Below are 19400 nucleotides of genomic sequence, written 5' to 3' on the forward strand. Positions count from 1 at the left end.
GCCTTGAATCAGTCATCTGGTGATTTGGGAATCCACTTTGTCCACACTACCTAGGTTGTGGATCAGCCCTGAGCCGCCGCTTCGCGAATCCGGCCGACCATGCTGTTCAGGCCGTTGGCGCGCTGGCGGGTGAGGGCGGCGGGCAGGCCGAGCCGATCCAGCGCCGCGCGGGCGTCGAAGGCCAGGATCTCGTCGGGCAGGCGGCCGGAGTAGAGCTTCAGCAGCAGGGCGATATTGCCCTTGGACAGGGCGCTGTCGCTGTCGGCGTCGAAGAACAGGCGACCGTCGGCGCGGCGGGTCGACAGCCAGACCTGGGCGGCGCAGCCCGGCACCTTGTTGGCCTCGACGCGGGCGTGCTCCGGCAGAGGCGGCAGGCCCTTGCCGAGGTCGATGACGTATTCGATCCGCCCCTCCCAATCGCCCAGCAGGTCGAACTCCTCGACCAGTTCGGCCAGGGTTTCGTCGAGGGTCAGGGCGGGGACGGCGTCGGTCGAGATCATGCGTGCGACATAGGCCCCGACGACGCGGACGACAACCGTCGCGCTCACGCTTCAGACTGGATGCTGCGCCGTTTTGGGACAGTCGCCCGCGAGGCGAGCGGCCTTTGGTCGGCCTTGGTCGAGGTCTAGACTGCACGGTTGGACCCACCGCCCCAAAGGCCCGGATTGAAGCCGTCGCCCGCCCTGTTCGAGCCGATCCGTTCGCCCGACGCGCCTGACGCCCGGGACGGCGCCGCCGTGGCCGCCTGGCACGCGGGATGGGCGGCGGCGGTCGGCCTGATGGCTTTGGGAGGCGACTGGCTGGGACGCGCGGGCGCAGGCGGCGCGCTGGACCTGGGGGCGTCGGCGGCCCTGGCCATGGCGACGCCGGGCTTGCTGGGGTTGTTGCTGCTGGCCCGCGACGGGCGCTCGGTGCGAGCCGCCCTGCTCGCGGCCTGGTGTCTGGCCGCCGTCTCGGCCTCGGCTTTGTCGGGAGGACTGACAGGGCCGCTGGGCGCCTTCGTCTTCATGCCCCTGATCGCCGCCGTGGCGCTGGGGCTCTCGCCATGGGTCCTGTTCGGCGCGCTGGGATCGGCGCTGGCCGCGCTGGCGGGGCTGATGGCGGCGGGCGTCAGCGAGGTCGCGCCCGGCATGGCGCCCAACCCGGCGCCCGGCCTGGCGACCGTCGCGGCCTTGTTGACCGTGGGGGCGGCGGCCCTGGCCTTTCGGATCAGCGGCGGCGCCCAGGGGCGTCGTCGGTCCGCCGTCGAAGGCGCGGTGGCCCAGGTCGAGACGGTCCTGGCCGGCCAACCCGGTCTGACCCTGGTGCTGGACGCCTCGGGCGCCGCCCTGGCCGCCTATGGCGCCGCCCCGGCGGCCCTGCCGGTCGACCCCCTGTTCGACGAGGGCCTGGTCGCCGCTGTCCATACGCCTGACCGCCCCGCCGTTCTCGCCGCCCTGGCCAAGGCCGCCGCCGGGACAGAGGCTCAGGTGAGCTTTGCGCCGCGTCTGGCGCTGGATCGTCGCATCCTCCTGGTCCTGCGGCGGCTGGAGGCGAGGCAGAACGAGCCCCTGCGGTTGATCGCCGTGGCGCTGGACGCCACCTTGCAACACGCGCGCGAGGCCGGCCTCGACGCCGCCCGCGCCGAGGCCGAGGCCCAGAACGCCGGAAAGTCGCGCTTCCTGGCCCACATGAGCCACGAACTGCGCACCCCGCTGAATGCCGTGATCGGCTTCTCGGACATCATGCGCCAGCAGCTGTTCGGCCCGATCCCGCCGCGCTACGCCGAGTATGCCGAGGCCATTCACAAGGCCGGCGGCCATTTGCTGGAGCTGATCAACGACGTGCTGGACGTCAGCCGCATCGAGGCGGATCGCTACCAGCTCAACATCGAGCGCTTCGATGTGCGCGAGACGGTTTCGGCGGCCCTGGCTCTGGTGCGGGTGCAGGCCGACGACAAGGGCGTCGATCTGGCCGCCGTCCTGCCGCCCGAGGCCCTGACCATCGCCGCTGACCGCCGGGCGGTGAAGCAGATCCTGCTGAACCTGTTGTCCAATGCGGTGAAGTTCACGCCGTCCGGGGGGGCTGTCACTGTCACGGCCGAGGCTTTGGATGGTATGCTGGAGCTGAACGTGGCCGACACCGGGGTCGGCGTCTCGCCCGAGGACCTGGTCCGGCTGGGCCGCCCGTTCGAGCAGGCGGGCGGCGCCGAACAGAGGGCGCAGGGCACCGGGCTGGGCCTGTCGTTGGTCCGCGCCCTGGCCGAACTGCACCAGGGGATGATGACCATAGATAGCACCCCGGGCGAGGGCACCGCCGTGACCGTCCGCCTGCCCGTCGTCGTCGCCCGCCCCGCCATGGAGGGCGAGGCCGAGGTCATCCCCCTGAACCGCAGCGCCTGAGACGCCGTCAGACCTTCAGAGTGAACTCGCCGCGTTTCAGATCGATCATCACGCTGTCAAACAGACCCAGGATATCGACGCCCATCAGCATGGCGGGCCTGTCAGCGGTCCCCCAGATGTCAAATGTGTGCAGATCGCCGACCAGGACAGGCACGCGGGAAATCGTCACGCCGGCGAAGCCCAGGGCAGGGAGCAGCATCACGTCGACCGGCGCGGTCCGCCCGGTAGGGGACTGGACCCTCGACCCTGTGGCACCGCCGTCGAGCGCCCCAGGTGTGGCGCGTCCGGCGGCGGCTGCGGCGCGATTGAGCACCGAGACGCCGGCGCCCGAGTCGATGATCCCTATCCCTGGCGTCGATCCGATGCGGATCGGGATGGAGAGAAGATCGCCAAAGCGCGGGAGCGGCGTAGCGTTCAGGCGGGCGGAAGGATTGACGGGATCAAAAAAGCCGCGGGCGGCGCTGCGTGATCTGGCGATGCGCGTTCTGGCCTGGCCTTTGAAATTCAGCAACAGCCGATGGTTGGTGAGCAGGTCGGCGCCCAGAAGGCCGTCGAGGCCGTCCATCGCTAGTCGATTGCCGACGGCCAGCCGCACGCCCCTTGCGGTCAGCGCATCGCTATGAAGGCGATCAGCCCGGACTGAAGGCGTTTCTTCACGACCGACGAGGGTGTGCATCGTCAGGGTCTCGCCCAGAGGCAGGCCCAGGGGCGCAATGAGATCGGATGCGATGACGGAACAGTTTGCGGCGCTGTCCACCGCGAACTTCAGCGCGCGGCTGTCATTGATCTGGACCGGGACCGTGACACGCCCCCGATCAAGGCCGCTTGTGCCGAACTCGGCGGCGCGGTCTTGCGCGGATGACGAGCCGGCGAACGGGGCGCAGACGAGCAACCCGCCCGAAAATAGCCGTCTGCGGTCGATGGCCAAGGCGTGCTTCGGTTGAACCTCATCCATTCGAACATTGGGCGCTCAGACGGGCGCCTTCGCAAGCGAAACAATGTTCGTTTCGAGACGGGCCTTATTGATTGGCCACCAGTCGGGGTCGGGCCGGGGATAGATCGCGATCCAGACGGAAGCGGCCGACCTGCTGGTTCAGGCTGACGGCTTCGTTGGCCAGTTGGCGGGCGGCGGCGGTGGCTTCTTCGGTCATGGCCGCGTTCTGCTGGGTGATGTCGTCCATCTCGCCCATGGTGCGGCGGACGCGGGCCAGGCCCTCGGCCTGGTCCTGGGCTGAACCGGCGATGCCGCTGGCCAGGCCGTCGATGGCCACCACGCGACCGCCGATCCGCTCCAGCGCCTCGCCGGTGCGTTCCACCAGATCGACTCCGCGCGCCACCTGGGCCGAAGACGTCGAGATCAGGGTGCGGATTTCGCCCGAGGCCTCGGACGAACGCTGCGCCAGGGCGCGGACTTCCTGGGCCACGACGGCGAAGCCGCGACCGGCGTCGCCGGCGCGCGCCGCCTCGACCCCGGCGTTCAGGGCCAGCAGGTTGGTCTGGAAGGCGATCTCGTCGATCAGGCTGGTGAAGCGGGCGATGCCTGTCGAGGATTCGGCGATGGCGTGGATGGCGGCCACGGCTTCGCCGACCACCTGGCTGCTGGCTTCGACATCGACGCGCGCGGCGGCCAGGGCTTCGGCGGTCTGGCGGGCGTTGTCGGCGGTCGAGGCCACGGCGCGGGCGATGGCGTCGGCCTCGTTGACCGTGCGCTCCAGGTTGGCGGCCTGACGCTCGGTGCGGCTGGCCAGGTCTTCGGAGGCGGTGGCCAGCTGGTTGGAGCCGGCGCTCAGGCTCTGGACGCTGTCGGCCACCGCGCGCACGGCGGTGCGCAGGGCGCGGGTCGCGGCGTGGAAGTCGTTCTGCAGGCTGCGGTACTGTTCGGGGAAGACCCCGGGGATGGTCGTGGACAGGTCGTTCTCGGCCAGGTCGTGCAGGGCGGCGCCCAGGGCGCGAACCACCTCGGTCTGACGCGCTTCGGCCTCGTCATGCGCGGCCTGAACCTTGTCGCGCTGCTCTTGCAGGACTTCGAGATAGATGGAGATGGCCAGGTCCATGTCCAGCATGACCCGCTGGGTCAGCTCGGCGACGGCTTCGGCGGTGACGCGGTCGTGCTCGCGCTTGTTGGCCCAGAACTTCCGGGGGCGCTCGGCGATGGCGCGGGTCAGGTGGGCCAGGATGACGCTGTAGCCGCCGATGTACCAGCGCGGCTCCAGGCCGATGCGGGCGTGGACATGGCCGATGGTGCGCACGGACTTGGCGTAGTCCTCGTCGGCGCGGCCGTCGATGATGGCGTCCCAGTGGCGCTCCTGCGCCTTGCTGGCGGCGCTGATGTGCGTCTCGTCACGGAAGAAGCGACGCGTGGTCGGCTCGGCGCGCACCCGATCATAGAAGGCGGCCAGGGCGATGGGCGCTTCCTTGCGCAGCAGCGGGCCCATGGCCCGATACCCTGCCGAGGCCGGGCCCAGGCCCATGAATGTCATGCGATGTTCGATGTCTTCGCCCGCCATATTCGAGGTTCTCTACGCAACGCTACTCAGGCGCAGGGGAGCGCGCCCGCTTATCCCTTTGAACCTTGAGGGTATTGCCCCGCTTAAGAGGGGGGTGCGTAGAATCCCGTAGAGGCGTTGGCGACGAGGGCTTGGGGTCGATGTCTGCTCAGATGTGGAGACTAAGCTCGCTACGTTTGAGGTCGATGTGGACGGACTTGAAGCGCCGCAGGATGTCCATCCCAATCAGAACGGCTGGCTGATTGTCGAGGCCCCATATCCGAAAGCTGTGAAAGTCGCCGACCGCGACGGCCAAGTTGCTCACGTCCACGCCGCCGACAAGGCGCAGGGAAGGGAGCAGCATCGCCTGGCCCCATGTCACCTGTCCTGTAGGGCTTTGAACGCGCCTGATGGACTGGCCGTCACCCGGCGTCAGCGGCATAGCACGTCCCGCAAGTGCGGCCGCGCGGTTTAGGATCGTGCCCTCCGCACCAGAATCGATGATGGCTACGACAGGCGAGCGTCCAACCTGAGATGGCACGGCAAGCAGGCTTCCCAGGCGCCGCTCTCCCGCGATGACCACGGGAATTCCTGGTGTAATGCCCGGGCGAAAGCTTCGCGGTGGAGCAGTGGACCGAGCAATGCGGACCCTCTCTGTTCCGTTCAGGTTTAGGATCACCTTGCGGTCCGCTAGGAGGTCGCATCCCAATAGGCCGTCCAGGCCCGATATCGCCGCTCGACTTCCGACGGCGAGCACGACATCTGGGGCATTAAGGGCGCCTGTATTCATCCGCGCCACCCTGACAGTCGGAACGACCTCTCGCCCCACGAGCGTATGCATGCCGATCGCTCCGGCTGGCGGCAGTTGCAGACGCTTGGCGAGGTCGCTGGAAATGAGCGACGCTGTGGCGGCTGTATCCACCATGAATTGATATGGACCTTCGCCATTCAGGAAAACGGGTACGGTCGCGCGGCCGCGATGCATGGCCTCTGATTCAAATGAACCTTGTTGCGCTAAGGCGCGAAGGGGGTTGAGGGCAATGCTACCGGCGGCGGCCATCAAAAGGCGACGGGTGACCATGTCGGTCTCCAAAATACCTGTCCGAATGAAGCGCTTGATGCGTTCGCTTGGCAAGCGATGCGTGCGGCTTGCCATGGGGACATAAGGATATCCTTATGGGTTCATTGCTCCGGCGGACGGGCCGCGCTATAGCGACACCTTGAAAATCCTCGCCGCGAGAACCCCTGCATGACCGACTACATCGTTCGCGACATTTCCCTGGCCGATTTCGGCAACAAGGAAATCGCCATCGCCGAAACCGAAATGCCGGGCCTGATGGCGCTGCGCGACGAGTTCGGCGCCGCCCAGCCGCTGAAGGGCGCCCGCATCGCCGGCAGCCTGCACATGACCATTCAGACGGCTGTGCTGATCCAGACGCTGGAAGCTCTGGGCGCCGAAGTACGCTGGGCCTCGTGCAACATCTTCTCGACCCAGGACCACGCCGCCGCCGCCATCGCCGCCTCGGGCACGCCGGTCTTCGCCACCAAGGGCGAGACCCTGGAAGAATACTGGGACTACGCCCACAAGATCTTCGAATGGGCCGACGGCGGCTATCCGAACCTGATCCTCGACGACGGCGGCGACGCCACCCTGCTGTGCGTGCTTGGCCCGAAAGCCGAGAAGGACCCGTCGGTCCTGAACAACCCGCAGAACGAAGAAGAAGAAGCCCTCTACAAGGTCATGAAGCGCTATCTGGCCGAAAAGCCGGGCTTCTATTCGGCCATCCGCGACGCCATCGGCGGCGTGTCGGAAGAGACGACCACGGGCGTTCACCGCCTGTATCAGATGGCAGAGCGCGGCGAACTGCCGTTCCCGGCCATCAACGTCAACGACAGCGTCACCAAGTCCAAGTTCGACAACCTCTACGGCTGCCGTGAATCGCTGGTGGACGCGATCCGTCGCGGCACCGACGTCATGCTGTCGGGCAAGGTCGCCGTGGTCTGCGGCTACGGCGACGTGGGCAAGGGCTCGGCCGCTTCGCTGCGTAACGGCGGCGCGCGCGTCATCGTCACCGAGATCGACCCGATCTGCGCCCTGCAGGCCGCCATGGAAGGCTATGAGGTCCAGACCCTGGAAGACGTCGCCGACAAGGCCGACATCTTCGTCACCACGACGGGCAACAAGGACGTCATCCGCCTCGAGCACATGCGGGCGATGCGCAACAACGCCATCGTCTGCAACATTGGCCACTTCGACTCGGAAATTCAGGTCGCCGCCCTGAAGAACTTCAAGTGGGACGAGATCAAGCCTCAGGTCCACCACGTGGAGTTCCCGGACGGCAAGAAGATCATCCTGCTGTCGGAAGGCCGTCTGGTGAACCTGGGCAACGCCACGGGCCACCCGTCCTTCGTGATGTCGGCCTCCTTCACCAACCAGACCCTGGCCCAGATCGAACTGTGGACCAACGCCAAGTCCTATCAGAACCAGGTCTACACCCTGCCCAAGCACCTGGATGAAAAGGTGGCCTTCCTCCACCTGGCCAAGCTGGGCGCCAAGCTGACCCAGCTGACCCAGGAACAGGCCGACTACATCTCGGTCCCGACCGAAGGTCCGTTCAAGCCGGAACACTACCGCTACTAGGACCTGCTGAAGGTCTGAATGCAGAAGCCCCGCGTCGTCGCCGACGCGGGGTTTTTCTTTGGGCGTCATCTTGCCCGTCATCCCGGCCGCAGCCGTAGGCGGAGAGCCGGGACCGCCCGGAACACCGCCGTCAACGCTTCTGGCGGTCCCGGATAGCGGCCTCGCCGCTTCCGGGATGACGGAGTGGTGTCAGGCCGCGTCGCGCGGGTCGTAGACGTCGATCTCGCGCCCCATCAAACCCGTCTCGAAGTCCATGAAGATGTCGATCAGTTCGTCGACCCCGACCGGCGGCGCCTTGGGGCCGAACCGGAAGCGCCAGAAGCTGACGATGTGCTGCACCGCGCCCAACTGGTCGCCCAGGCGCGCGAACAGGGCGGGGGCCTCGAGCAGGAAGTCGCGGAAGGCCAGCGGCTTGCCGTCCCGCGTCAGTCCCGCATAGGCGTCGTCATAATAGCGCAGGGTGCGGCTGACCTCTTCGCAGGTCTTCATGATGCGGCCCCGCAGAACCGACCGTCCGCGATCAATATATTCCTTGGCCGCACGGTCGCTGGGACCGACCGGCTTGACCGTGCCCACCTCGTCGGCGACCACGACGATGTCGTTCATCAGGCTGGCCAGGGTCCACTTGTAGTAGAGGAAGCCCTTCCAGCAGAAGACGCCTTCCTGATACTGCTCCGGCTCCAGCCGCAGGGTGGCGCGCAGCGCCTCCAGCCGGTCGCCGGGCGCGTTGGACAGGATCTTCGACGCCATGCGCGCCGTCGACCCGACCGCCGCCACGCCGTCGCCCATGCTGAGCGTGACCAGAGGCTCGATCTCGCTCTGGACGAAGGTCAGCATCCGCTCCAGGTCCGCCTCACTGAGGGCGAAATAGCAGGGGGCCGCGTCGACCTCGCCCCGCCGCAGCTGTTCGCGCAGCAGGAAGGGGTCCAGCGACGGCAACTGATCCATCAGCCGCAGGGTCTTCAGGTCGGGATGGTCGGCGGCGATCCCGAACGCCTCCTGCATGGCGCGCTCGAACCCGATCTGGTTGACGAAGACGAAGCGGCCGCCGGTCTTCAGGTCGGCGCTGTCGATCGGCACGACCACCTTGGTCGCCACCTGGCGGCGACCGGGAAAGGAGTCGGTCTCGTTGCGCCGCAGCCGGTGCTTGATGATCAGCGAGGTGTTCAGCGCCGGGGTGCGGAACATGGGGCGTTCGTGCCAGTCGTCGGTGTCGCCATGCTCGTCATAGACCTTGAGCAGGTTCAGCACCCGCGCCGTGGAGGCGGTGCGGCGCAGGTGTTCCAGATTGCGGACGGCGCGATCAGTCATGGCGGCGACACTGCCCGGCAAAGATGACTAACGGCTTAGCTGGCAAAGAAAGAGGGCCGCCTGATGAGAGACGGCCCTTTCAGTTTGGGGAGGAAGACGGGATCAGAAGGTCGTCGTCACCGACACCCAGAGGCGGCGCGGCTCCTGGTTGTTGGCGTATTCCGGCGCATAGGCGACCGGCGCGCCATAGGGCTTGAGGCTGACGAAGTCCTTGTTGAACAGGTTGTAGACGGTGGCGTTGATCGTGACCCGCTCGGTCACGTCGTACGATCCGCCCAGGTGGAACAGCTCATAGGCCTTGTAGTCGCCCCAGGCGTCGCGGGCGGCGCCCAGCCCCCGGAAACGCTCCGACCGATACTCGCCGCGCAGCCACAGGTTCAACTTGTCCGTGGCGTTCCAGCGCAGGCTGGCGTTGACCATGTGCTCGGGGGTGTCGGTCAGGGGCAGGCCCTTGGCCGCGCCCGACTTCTGCTCGCTGTCGGTGTAGGTGTAGTTGCCCGACAGGGTCCAGTCGGGGGCGAAGCGCCAGCGGGCCGCCGTCTCGACGCCGCGCGTCACGGCCTCGTCCACATTCACCTGCTGGCTGAAGGTGGCGTAGTTGTCCCAGAAGCCGACGTCGGTGCAGCCGGTCTTGTTGTAGTTGCCGGCGTCATAGTCCTCGCGGCTCACGCCGAAGGTGCAGTTCGTCACCGGGGTTCCGGCGGCGATCTTGTCCTGAAACTCGTTGTTGAAGACCGTGACATTGGCGCGGAAGGTCGAGCCGTTGTCATAGAAGACGGCGATTTCGCTGGAGGTCGAGGTCTCCGGCTTCAGGCCCGGCGACCCCAGCAGGGGCAGGCGGCCTTGCGCGCCGAAGCCGTTGATGCCCTCGGCGAGCTGCTCCAGACGCGGGGTCTTGAAGCCCTGGCTGACGCCGCCCTTGAGGGTCCACTCCGGCGAGGCGTTCCACACCAGATAGGCGCGCGGGCTGAAGTGCGAACCGAACTTGGAATGGTCGTCGTGACGCGCGCCCAAGGTCAGGGCCAGGCTGTCGGTGAAGCGCCATTCGTCCTCGGCAAACAGGGCCCACTGGGTGTGCTCGAACGTCGTCGGGGCCACGCCGTCGACCATTTCGGCGTCCCAGTACTGGCCGCCCACGGTGAAGGTGTGGTTGCGCCACTGCGAGAACAGCTTGGTGTCGAAGATGGTGTTTTCCGACACTAGGTCGCGCGCGCCGCCGGCGCCCGCCACCCCGTTGGGGATGATGCGGCCGATGGTTTCCGTCCTGCCGAACGACAGGTTGGATTCCAGCACGCCGAACGGCAGACGCCAGTTGTGGGCCAGGGCGTATTGGTCGCGGTTGAACTCCAGAGCGTCGCCATAGCCGCCGGCGGTGGTGTTGGTGCCCATCTGGCCCTTGGCGTTGTCGTACCACTGGCGCGACACGTCCACGTCCAGCCACAGATCGTGGTCGGCGTGCGGCGTCAGGGTCAGGCGACCGCCCAGGGTCCAGATCTCGTTCCCGGTCGAGCTGCGGCCAAAGCCGGAGACGGGGGTCTCCACGCCATCGACGTTTGCAAACTTCAGGGCTGACTGCTCGCGCGTCAGATACGACCCGCGCACCGCCAGACCCATCAGGTCCTTCACCAGCGGGCCGTTGGCGTAGAAGTCGCCGCCCCAGAGGTCGCCGAAATCATCGTCGCCTTGCAGGGTGTAGTTGGCCGAGGCCGAGCCGCCCCAGACGTCGCCGACCTTGCGGGTGATGATGTTGACCACCCCGCCCATGGCGTCGGACCCGTACAGGGTCGAGACCGGGCCGCGCACGACCTCGACGCGCTCGATGGCCGAGACCGGCGGCATGAAGCTGGAGGAAGTTTCGCCAAAGCCGTTCGGCGTGACGCTGCCGGCCGTGTTCTGACGGCGGCCGTCGATCAGGATCAGGGTGTAGTCCGAGCCCATGCCGCGGATGTTGATGGTCTGGCCGCCGGTCTTGCCGACGGCTGCGCCGACGTCGACGCCCTCGATGTTGGTCAGGATCTCGGCGACCGAGGTGGCGCGCATCTCCTCGATGTCCTTGCGCGGGACGACGCTGATCGAGGCCGGGGCCTGGGTGATGCGTTGTTCAAAGCCGGACGCCGTAACCACCACATCGGCGATCCGGGTCGCGGACTGGCGCTGCTCCTCCGTCAGGTCCTCGGCGTTCGCGGCCTGACCCGTGGCGAGGGCGGCCAGGGCAGAGGCGGCCAGCAGGGTCGAGCGGCGAGAGACGGCGAAGAAAGACATGAACAGCCCCGTTAAGTTGCGAGCGCTTCTCAACATCAGCGACCATGGCGTGGCAATGGGGGTGTGCGAATACGTCGCAATTGCGTGAGCCTTCATCAAGCGTCGCGGACGCTGGCGCAGACGGGGCGCGAGGCCTAGAAGGCGGACATGGAAATCTTCGACATCCTGATCCTCATCGCCATCGCGGCGGTCACCATCACCCTCGGTTTCGGCGTCTACACCCTGTATCGCGGCGGCGATTTCGCCCGCACCAACTCGAACAAGCTGATGCGGCTGCGCGTCGTGCTCCAGGCCGTGGCGGTGCTGCTGCTGATGGGCGGGATGTGGTGGAAATCCACGCACGGCGGCTGAGACGACAAGCAAGCTGAGGGGCGAAAAGCATGGTCACGCTGAACAAGATCTATACGCGCACCGGCGACGGCGGGCAGACCCGCCTGGCCTCGGGCGCGCCGGTGTCCAAGACCGATCTGCGGGTCGAGGCCTATGGGACAGTCGATGAACTGAACGCCGTCATCGGCGTGGCCCGTCTGAACAGCGGCCAGAATGATCGCATCGACGCCATGCTGGGCCGTATCCAGAACGAGCTGTTCGACCTCGGCGCCGACCTGGCCACGCCGCTGGACCCGGCTCCGAAGTGGGAGGCCCTGCGCATCATCGCCTCGCAGGTCGAGCGCATCGAGACCGAAATCGACTGGATGAACGAGAGCCTGAAGCCGCTGGACAGCTTCATCCTGTCGGGCGGTTCCGCCCTGTCGGCCCACCTGCACCTGGCGCGCACGGTCTGCCGCCGGGCCGAACGCGACGCCATTCGCCTGATGGAATCGGGCCAGCAGGTGAACCCGGAGGCTGTCCGCTATCTGAACCGTCTGTCGGACCACCTGTTCGTCGCCGCCCGCCGCGCCAACGCCAACGGCGCCGCCGACATCCTGTGGAAGCCCGGCGCAACGCGCTGAAATATCACTGCCGTCATCCCGGAAGCGGCGCAGCCGCTATCCGGGACCGCAGGAAGCACTGACGGCGGCGTTTTGGGCGGTCCCGGCTCTCCGCTGACGCTTCGGCCGGGATGACGCCTTGTTATTGCTGCAAGGCCTCGACCCGGACCCGTTCGGCGGCGGTCGCGGCGTCGCGGGCGCGCTTCTCGGCGGTCAGCCGGTTTTCGATCTCGACCAGTTCCTTGTTCTTCTCGGCCGAGGCCTCGGCGCGGCTGACGCCGATGGGGCGGCCGGTGATTTCAGCGATCGAGATGGGCTGGGCGCAGATGCGGCTTTCGATGTCGTACCACTTGCCTTCGGCCTCGCAGCGCTCGCCCGGTTCCATCCAGTAGCGCTGGAACACGAAGACCCCGGCGATCATCAGGCCGAAGATGCTGAAGAAGAGGACGCTCAGGCGGCCCAGGGTCAGGAAGCGTTTCATGCGGGTCTCATAGTTCAAAATTGCGCCGCCGACACGAACAGAGTTCACGTAGCGTTACGTTGACAGGCCGGTTTCGTCGGTCCAATCCCTGCTCCGACATTTCGAAGACCAAGTGGATAGGCTCATGAAGGTACTCGTCCCGGTGAAACGGGTGATCGACTATAACGTCAAGGCCCGCGTCAAGGCGGACCAGACCGGCGTCGATCTGGCCAACGTCAAGATGAGCATGAACCCCTTCGACGAGATCGCCGTCGAAGAGGCCGTGCGCCTCAAGGAAGGCAAGGAGCATCACGCGGCGGGCACGGCGACGGAAATCGTCGTCGTCTCCGTCGGCGTGACCCAGGCCCAGGAAACCCTGCGCACGGCCCTGGCCATGGGCGCCGATCGCGGCGTTCTGATCCAGTCGGACGCCGATCTTGAGCCGCTGGCCGTCGCCAAGCTGCTCAAGGCGGTGGTCGATGAAGAAAAGCCGGACCTGGTCCTGATGGGCAAGCAGTCCATCGACGGCGACAACAACGCCGTGGGTCAGATGCTGGCCGCCCTGCTGGACTGGCCGCAAGCCACCTTCGCCGGCAAGCTGGTGATCGGCGACGGCAAGGCGACCGTGAAGCGTGAAGTCGACGGCGGTCTGCAGACCGTGGCGGCGACCCTGCCGGCCGTCGTCACTGTGGACCTGCGCCTCAACACCCCGCGCTACGCCAGCCTGCCCAACATCATGAAGGCCAAGAAGAAGGAGATCGCGGTCAAGGCGGTCGCCGACTACGGCGTCGATGTCGCGGATCGCCTCAAGGTCCTCAAGGTGACGGAACCGCCGAAGCGTTCGGCGGGCGTCAAGGTCGCCGACGCGGCCGAACTGGTTTCCAAGCTCAAAGACGCAGGGGTTCTGTAATGGCCGTTCTCGTCATCGCCGACCACGACGGCGCGATCGTTCGCGACACCACCCACAAGACGGTGACGGCGGCCCTGGCCCTGTCGTCGGACGTGGATGTTCTGGTCCTCGGCAAGGGCGCGCAAGCCGTGGCCGACGCCGCCGCCAAGATTTCCGGCGTGCGCAAGGTCCTGCTGGCCGAGGGCGACGCCGTGGCTCACGGCCTGGCCGAGGCCGTCGAAGCCACCGTCCTGCCGCTGGCCGCTGGCTACGACGCCATCCTGTCGCCCGCCACCACGGACGGCAAGAACTTCGCCCCGCGCCTGGCCGCCAAGCTGGACGTCGCCCCGATCTCGGACATCGTCGAGGTCGTCTCGGCTGATACCTTCGTGCGTCCGATCTACGCCGGCAACGCCCTGGAAACCGTGCAGTCCGCCGACGCCAAGAAGGTCATCACCGTGCGCCCGACGGCCTTCGCCGCCGCCGCTGAAGGCGGCTCGGCCTCGGTCGAGAGCGTCGCCGCCGGGGAAGCGCCCAAGACCGCCTTCGTCTCCGAGGAAATGGTCAAGTCGGACCGCCCCGAACTGGGCGCCGCCAAGATCATCGTCTCGGGCGGTCGCGCCCTGGGCTCGGCCGACGAGTTCCACGCCGTCATGGAGCCCCTGGCCGACAAGCTGGGCGCCGCCATCGGCGCCAGCCGCGCCGCCGTCGACGCGGGCTACGCCCCCAACGATTATCAGGTCGGCCAGACCGGCAAGGTCGTGGCCCCGGCCCTCTACATCGCCATCGGCATCTCGGGCGCCATCCAGCACCTGGCCGGCATGAAGGACTCCAAGGTCATCGTCGCCATCAACAAGGACGCCGACGCCCCGATCTTCCAGGTCGCCGACTACGGCCTGGTCGCCGACTACAAGACCGCCGTGCCGGAACTGATGGCTGCCCTGGGCTGATCGGTTTCACAGGCTGAACCTGAAGCGCGCCGGATGGGAAACCGTCCGGCGCGTTTTCAATTGGCGCTCCATCTGCTGCCGTCATCCCGGACGGCCGTCAGGCCGATCCGGGACCCAGGCGCCGGCTCCAGACGCGACATCTCCAGTCAAGGCTCCACCGCCTGGGTCCCGGATCTTCGGCTCGCAGGCGAGCCTTCGTCCGGGATGACGGCAGGGATTTGGCGGCAGGGCTCGAATGGGCCAAACACCTCCCTATGACCGCCCGCCTCGCCATCAAGCTGACGCCCCGCGCCGCCGCCGACCGCATCGACGGCTGGGACGTCGATCCCGACGGTCGCCCCGTGCTCAAGGTCCGCGTGCGCGCCCAGCCGGTTGAGGGCGAGGCCAACGCCGCCCTGACCGCTTTCCTGGCCAAGGCCCTGGGCGTCCCCAAGCACGACGTGACCCTGGCGCGCGGCGGCCAGTCGCGGTTGAAGATGATCGAGGTCGAGGGCCTGAGCGAGGCCGAGGTCCGCGACCGCTTGTCCGGTAACTGACATTTCCCCTTTACGGCCAGGCTGAACCTCCTTTGTATGCCGTCCCATTGTTTGCCCGCTGTCTGCGGGCGCGAGGGGGTCTCGCCCATGTTGCTTAACCGTCTGCGGGGCCCAAGCCTCGCTGTCCTCACCTGCGCGCTCGGCGCCCTGGCTCTGTCGGCCTGCGCCACGACCGGCGACGCCAAGCCCAAGACGGAGACGGCCTCGACCGCCTCGTCGTCCAAGGACCGCACCATGGCCCCCGGCCTGGACGGCTGGGCTAATGCGGACCCCTATCCCTCGACCTATCGCGGTCTGCCGCGTGAGAACCTGGCCTTGGTCGGCGCCACGGTCCTGACCGGCGCGGGTCAGAAGATCGAAGGCGGCGTGGTGGTGATCACCGACGGCCGCATCGCCGCCGTCGGCGGGGCGAACACCCCGGTCCCGGCAGGCCACAAGGTGGTCGACGCCCGCGGCCGCTACGTCACGCCCGGCATCATCGACATCCACAGCCATCTCGGCGTCTATCCCTCGCCCGGCGTCATGGGCATGAGCGACGGCAACGAGGCCACTAATCCCAACACGGCCCAGGTCTGGGCCGAACACTCGATCTGGCCCCAGGACCCTGGCTTCAACACCGCCCGCGCCGGCGGCGTGACGACGCTTCAGATCCTGCCCGGCTCGGCCAACCTGTTCGGCGGTCGCGGCGTGACGGTGAGGAACGTTCCCTCCGTCACCATGCAGGGGATGAAGTTCCCCAACGCCCCCTACGGCCTGAAGATGGCCTGCGGTGAGAACCCCAGCCGCGTCTATGGTGGCCGTAACACTTCGCCCGCCACCGGCATGGGCAATGTCGCCGGCTATCGCGCCGCCTTCATCGCCGCCCGCGACTACAAGGCCAAGTGGGACAAGTGGCGCGACGACGGTCAGGGCACGCCCCCGACCCGCAACCTGCAGCTGGAGACGCTCGCCGGTGTTCTGGACGGCTCGATCCTGATCCAGAACCACTGTTACCGCGCCGACGAGATGGCGGTCATGCTCGATGTGGCCAAGGAGTTCGGCTACAAGGTCACGACCTTCCACCACGCGGTCGAGGCCTACAAGATCGCGCCGATGCTGGCCCGTGAAGGCGTCTGCGCCGCCATGTGGACCGGCTGGTGGGGCTTCAAGATGGAGGCCCTGGACGGCATCGAGGAAAACGCCGCCCTGACCGACGCGCCCGAGGGCTCCTGCGCCGTCATCCACTCCGACGACGCCGAACTGATCCAGCGCCTCAATCAGGAAGCCGCCGCCGCCCTGTCGGCCGGGCGTCGCGCCGGGATGAATATTTCCGAAGAGCACGCCATCCGCTGGATCACCCTGAACGCCGCCCGCTCCATCGGCATCGACAAGGAGACCGGCTCGCTGGAGCCCGGCAAGCGCGCCGACGTGGTGATCTGGAGCGCCGATCCCTTCTCGGTCTACGCCCGCGCCGATCAGGTCTTCATCGACGGCGGCCTGGCCTTTGACCGCGCCAACCCCGCCTACCAGCCCGTGTCCGATTTCGAACTGGGTCAGCCCGGCTTCGGCCAGGCCGCCGCCGGCGTCGCCCAGGGAGCTCGCTGAACCATGCGTATCCAAACCCTTCTCGCGGGCGCTGTTGCAGCCCTCGCCCTCGTCGGTCCCGCAGCGGCCCAGGACGTCGCCATCACCGGCGGCCGCGTCCTGACCGGAACCTCGGTGATCGAGAACGGCACCGTCGTCATCCGCAACGGCAAGGTCGTTTCCGTCGGGACCGGCGCGGCCCCGGCCGGGCTGCGCGCCATCGACGCGCGCGGCAAGATCGTGGCCCCTGGCTTCGTCGCCGTGGACTCCGGCCTTGGCGGTTCGGAAGTCGGCTCGGTGCGCGGCTCCAACGACCTGTCGAACAGCGCCAACACCCTGAGCGCGGCGTTTGACCTGTCCTACGGTCTGGACCCATGGTCCTTCACCCTGCCGGTCGCCCGCCTCGGCGGCGTCACCCGCGCCGTGGTCACGCCCCAGCACGCGGGCTCGGGCGGCGGCCACAGCCATGACGACAGCGACTTCGCCGGGGCCGGTCACGGCGGCTATCAGTCGCCAGGCCTGTTCGCCGGTCAGGCGGCGGTGATCAAGCTGGGCGGCGCCGACATCCTGGTCAAGCCGCGCGTGGCCATGGTCGCCCCCTTCGGCGAGGCCGGAAAGGGCGTGGCCGGCGGCGCGCGCGGGGCCGAGTTCGTCCTGTTCAAGGAAACCCTGGCCGAGGTTCGCCTCTATGCCCGCAACAAGGCCGCCTATGACCGCGCCGCGCTTCGCGACCTGTCGCTGTCGCGCGCCGATCTGGAAGCCCTGATCCCGGTGGCCAACGGCGCCATGCCGCTGATCGTCAGCGTCAACCGCGCCGCGGACATCCAGCAGGTCCTGCGTCTGGCGCGCGAGGAAGGGGTCAAGGTCATCCTCGACGGCGCCGCCGAAGGCTGGCTGGTCGCCGAGGAGATCGCCGCCGCCAAGGTGCCGGTCCTGCTGCACCCGATCACCAACCTGCCCGGCAATTTCGAGATGCGGGCGGCGCGGATGCAGAACGCGGCGGCGCTGAACGCGGCGGGCGTGGTCATCGCCATCAAAGGCAATGAGGGTTCGACCCACCGCGCCCGCGACATCCGCTACAACGCCGGCAACGCCGTCTCGCACGGCCTGCCGTTTGCGGCGGCGATCCAGGCGATCACGGTCAACCCGGCCCGCATCTTCGGCTTCGACGGCCAGTTCGGCGAGCTGAAGCCGGGCGCGGCGGGCGACGTGGTGGTCTGGTCCGGCGACCCGCTGGAACCGCTGAGCCAGCCCTCGGCGGTCTTCATCGACGGGGTGGAGCAGCCGCTGCAAGCCCGCAACCTGCTTCTGCGCGACCGCTACCGCACCGGCGGCGAAGGGGCCATGCCGGTGGCCTATCCGCAGTAGAAACGCTCGTCTGGCTGCCTCTCCCGGCGGGAGAGGGCTTGAGCCTCCAAGAGCGCAGCGATTGGCAAGGCGACCCGAAGGGCGGCGCGAAGCAGCCAAAGGGTGAGGGGCTACGCTTTCAGTCGGCGGACGCCGTTGCGCAGCGGCTCACGCCGAAGGCCGCCGAGCGACCCTCATCCGGCCCTTCGGGCCACCTTCTCCCATCGGGAGAAGGGACTAGATCGCGCGCTCTTCTCCCCGTCTCCGCGACGCGTCATAAGGCGGGTATGCCCACCACCCTCTACATCGACGCCGACGCCTGCCCCGTGAAGGAAGAGGTCTATCGCGTAGGTCGCCGTTACGGCCTCAAGGTCTTCGTGGTCTCCAACGCCTGGATCAATGTCCCCCGCGAGCCGCTGATCGAACAGGTGGTGGTGGACGCGGGCCCTGACGTGGCCGACGACTGGATCGCCGAGCGCGCCGTGGCCGGCGACATCGTGATCACCGCCGACATTCCCCTGGCCGACCGCTGCCTGAAATCCGGCGCCCAGGCGCTGAAGTCGAACGGCCAGCCCTTTACGCCTGATTCCATCGGCTCGGCCCTGGCCGGGCGCATGGTGGGCGAGCATCTGCGCTCCATGGGCGTCGCCACCAGCGGCCCGCCGCCTTTCTCCAACGCCGACCGTTCGCGCTTCCTTCAGGCCCTGGACACGGCGGTCGTCCGTGCACGGAAAGTCAGTCCGTGAGCCGCATTCCTGAGGACGAGCTGGAGTTTCGCTTCTTCCGCTCCGGCGGGCCGGGCGGCCAGAACGTCAACAAGGTCTCGACTTCGGTCCAGATGCGCTTTGACGTGCGAAACTCGCCCAGCCTGACCGAGCCTGTCAAAGAACGCCTGATGAAGCTGGCGGGCAGCCGGCTGACGCTGGACGGGGTGATCGTCATCACCGCCGTGCGCTTCCGCACCCAGGAGCGGAACAAGGCCGACGCCGTCGCGCGGCTGGACGAGATGGTGGCCGAGGCCTCGATCAAGCCCGTCTATCGCGTGCCGACGCGGCCCACGCGGGCCTCCAAGGAGCGACGGCTGAAGGGCAAGTCCACCCGCTCGACCATCAAGAGCGGGCGCGGCAAGCCGTCTCTGGATTAATCGCAGGTCTCAGTCCCGCGCGGGGCGGAACAGCAGGGCGGCGATCTGATCCTGATCGTCGAAGGCGATGACCCAGTCTGTGGCCTGCTTCTCGAACACGACCCGGAACAGGTCGGCGCCGTCTTGCTGGCCGACATGGTCGATGGTCTTCAGGGCGCCGAACTGCTGCACCATCGGGGTGACGGTCGTCGCCTGTTCGCGGATCTGGGCCGCCAGATCGTCGCTGAAGACCGAATAGTCGACATTGCCGGACTGGAAGGAGGCGATGGCGGCGCGCAGGGCCTGTTCGGAGCGGGCGATGTCCGGGGCTTCCGCGACCGCCGGCGCGGCGGGGCGCGCCGGCGCTGCAGGCTCGCCAAAGGCGTTGGGCAGGGTCGCCGCCGCCGTCCCGCCGGTCGGGGCGGGCGGGGTCGTCTGCGCCGCAACCGGCAGGGCGAACAGGCTCACGCCCAGCATGGCGGCGAGGATCAAGGTCTTCATAGGCGGCAGGCTCCGAAG

The 19400-nt window shown here is 67.7% G+C and carries 19 protein-coding genes; 11 read left to right on the forward strand and 8 right to left on the reverse strand.

Translation table 11 applies throughout. The features are described 5' to 3' along the window. Positions 1-62: 62 nt before the first annotated feature. Positions 63-500: a SufE family protein gene (locus DXK21_RS12780; RefSeq protein ID WP_114818204.1), complete on the reverse strand. Its 438-nt coding sequence runs from the start codon at positions 498-500 to the stop codon at positions 63-65. A 279-nt stretch (positions 501-779) separates the two neighbouring features. On the opposite strand from DXK21_RS12780, the gene DXK21_RS12785 reads away from it, so the two are divergent. Then, a complete protein-coding gene (locus tag DXK21_RS12785; RefSeq protein ID WP_114818205.1) occupies positions 780-2381 on the forward strand; it encodes a sensor histidine kinase in 1602 nt (533 codons plus the stop codon). Between the two features lie 7 nt (positions 2382-2388). Here DXK21_RS12785 and DXK21_RS12790 read toward each other — a convergent pair whose 3' ends face one another. The 3 genes from DXK21_RS12790 to DXK21_RS12800 form a co-directional block, all read right to left on the reverse strand. Next, the gene (locus tag DXK21_RS12790; RefSeq protein ID WP_162790669.1) at positions 2389-3309 is read right to left on the reverse strand and encodes an aspartyl protease family protein; all 921 of its coding nucleotides are present in this window, start codon (positions 3307-3309) and stop codon (positions 2389-2391) included. Positions 3310-3400: 91 nt separating this feature from the next. Continuing rightward, positions 3401-4888, reverse strand: coding sequence for a globin-coupled sensor protein (locus tag DXK21_RS12795; protein ID WP_114818169.1), 1488 nt, complete (start codon positions 4886-4888; stop codon positions 3401-3403). A 148-nt stretch (positions 4889-5036) separates the two neighbouring features. Continuing rightward, the gene (locus DXK21_RS12800) at positions 5037-6023 is read right to left on the reverse strand and encodes a retropepsin-like aspartic protease (RefSeq protein WP_114818170.1); all 987 of its coding nucleotides are present in this window, start codon (positions 6021-6023) and stop codon (positions 5037-5039) included. Between the two features lie 93 nt (positions 6024-6116). Here DXK21_RS12800 and ahcY point away from each other — a divergent pair, with 93 nt between their 5' ends. After that, positions 6117-7508: an adenosylhomocysteinase gene (ahcY, locus tag DXK21_RS12805; RefSeq protein ID WP_114818171.1), complete on the forward strand. Its 1392-nt coding sequence runs from the start codon at positions 6117-6119 to the stop codon at positions 7506-7508. 189 nt (positions 7509-7697) lie between these two features. On the opposite strand, the gene DXK21_RS12810 is transcribed toward ahcY, so the two are convergent. Together DXK21_RS12810 and DXK21_RS12815 are read right to left on the reverse strand one after the other, a co-directional pair. Continuing rightward, positions 7698-8819, reverse strand: a complete 1122-nt coding sequence (locus DXK21_RS12810) for a hypothetical protein (RefSeq protein WP_114818172.1) — start codon at positions 8817-8819, stop codon at positions 7698-7700. A 102-nt stretch (positions 8820-8921) separates the two neighbouring features. Next, entirely contained in the window at positions 8922-11081 is a 2160-nt protein-coding gene (locus DXK21_RS12815) for a TonB-dependent receptor domain-containing protein (protein ID WP_114818173.1), read from the reverse strand. 147 nt (positions 11082-11228) lie between these two features. Between DXK21_RS12815 and DXK21_RS12820 the strand changes: the two genes are divergently transcribed. After that, on the forward strand, positions 11229-11432 hold the full coding sequence (locus tag DXK21_RS12820) for a twin transmembrane helix small protein (protein ID WP_114818174.1): 204 nt from the start codon (positions 11229-11231) through the stop codon (positions 11430-11432). Positions 11433-11461: 29 nt separating this feature from the next. Then, complete coding sequence (locus tag DXK21_RS12825; RefSeq protein ID WP_114818175.1) at positions 11462-12034, forward strand: cob(I)yrinic acid a,c-diamide adenosyltransferase; 573 nt, start codon at positions 11462-11464, stop codon at positions 12032-12034. A gap of 121 nt (positions 12035-12155) precedes the next feature. Here DXK21_RS12825 and DXK21_RS12830 read toward each other — a convergent pair whose 3' ends face one another. Beyond that, positions 12156-12494 carry a hypothetical protein gene (locus DXK21_RS12830; RefSeq protein WP_114818206.1) on the reverse strand — a complete coding sequence of 113 codons (339 nt, stop codon included), beginning with the start codon at positions 12492-12494 and terminating at the stop codon, positions 12156-12158. 124 nt (positions 12495-12618) lie between these two features. On the opposite strand from DXK21_RS12830, the gene DXK21_RS12835 reads away from it, so the two are divergent. From DXK21_RS12835 to arfB, 7 genes are all read left to right on the forward strand, one after another. Beyond that, entirely contained in the window at positions 12619-13383 is a 765-nt protein-coding gene (locus DXK21_RS12835; RefSeq protein ID WP_114818176.1) for an electron transfer flavoprotein subunit beta/FixA family protein, read from the forward strand. Then, on the forward strand, positions 13383-14312 hold the full coding sequence (locus DXK21_RS12840; RefSeq protein WP_114818177.1) for an electron transfer flavoprotein subunit alpha/FixB family protein: 930 nt from the start codon (positions 13383-13385) through the stop codon (positions 14310-14312). The genes DXK21_RS12835 and DXK21_RS12840 overlap by 1 nt, the downstream gene beginning before the upstream one ends. Positions 14313-14566: 254 nt before the next feature. Further along, a complete protein-coding gene (locus DXK21_RS12845) occupies positions 14567-14848 on the forward strand; it encodes a DUF167 domain-containing protein (RefSeq protein ID WP_114818178.1) in 282 nt (93 codons plus the stop codon). Between the two features lie 87 nt (positions 14849-14935). Continuing rightward, complete coding sequence (locus DXK21_RS12850; RefSeq protein ID WP_114818179.1) at positions 14936-16432, forward strand: amidohydrolase; 1497 nt, start codon at positions 14936-14938, stop codon at positions 16430-16432. A gap of 3 nt (positions 16433-16435) precedes the next feature. Then, on the forward strand, positions 16436-17779 hold the full coding sequence (locus tag DXK21_RS12855; RefSeq protein ID WP_114818180.1) for an amidohydrolase family protein: 1344 nt from the start codon (positions 16436-16438) through the stop codon (positions 17777-17779). Between the two features lie 266 nt (positions 17780-18045). Next, entirely contained in the window at positions 18046-18504 is a 459-nt protein-coding gene (locus DXK21_RS12860) for a YaiI/YqxD family protein (RefSeq protein WP_114818181.1), read from the forward strand. Further along, positions 18501-18902, forward strand: a complete 402-nt coding sequence (gene arfB / locus DXK21_RS12865) for an alternative ribosome rescue aminoacyl-tRNA hydrolase ArfB (RefSeq protein ID WP_114818182.1) — start codon at positions 18501-18503, stop codon at positions 18900-18902. Before DXK21_RS12860 ends, arfB begins: the two co-directional genes overlap by 4 nt. A gap of 9 nt (positions 18903-18911) precedes the next feature. On the opposite strand, the gene DXK21_RS12870 is transcribed toward arfB, so the two are convergent. Then, positions 18912-19382, reverse strand: a complete 471-nt coding sequence (locus tag DXK21_RS12870) for a hypothetical protein (RefSeq protein ID WP_114818183.1) — start codon at positions 19380-19382, stop codon at positions 18912-18914. Between the last annotated feature and the right edge of the window lie 18 nt (positions 19383-19400).

It is taken from the genome of Brevundimonas bullata, from assembly GCF_003350205.1.
GTDB lineage: Bacteria > Pseudomonadota > Alphaproteobacteria > Caulobacterales > Caulobacteraceae > Brevundimonas > Brevundimonas bullata.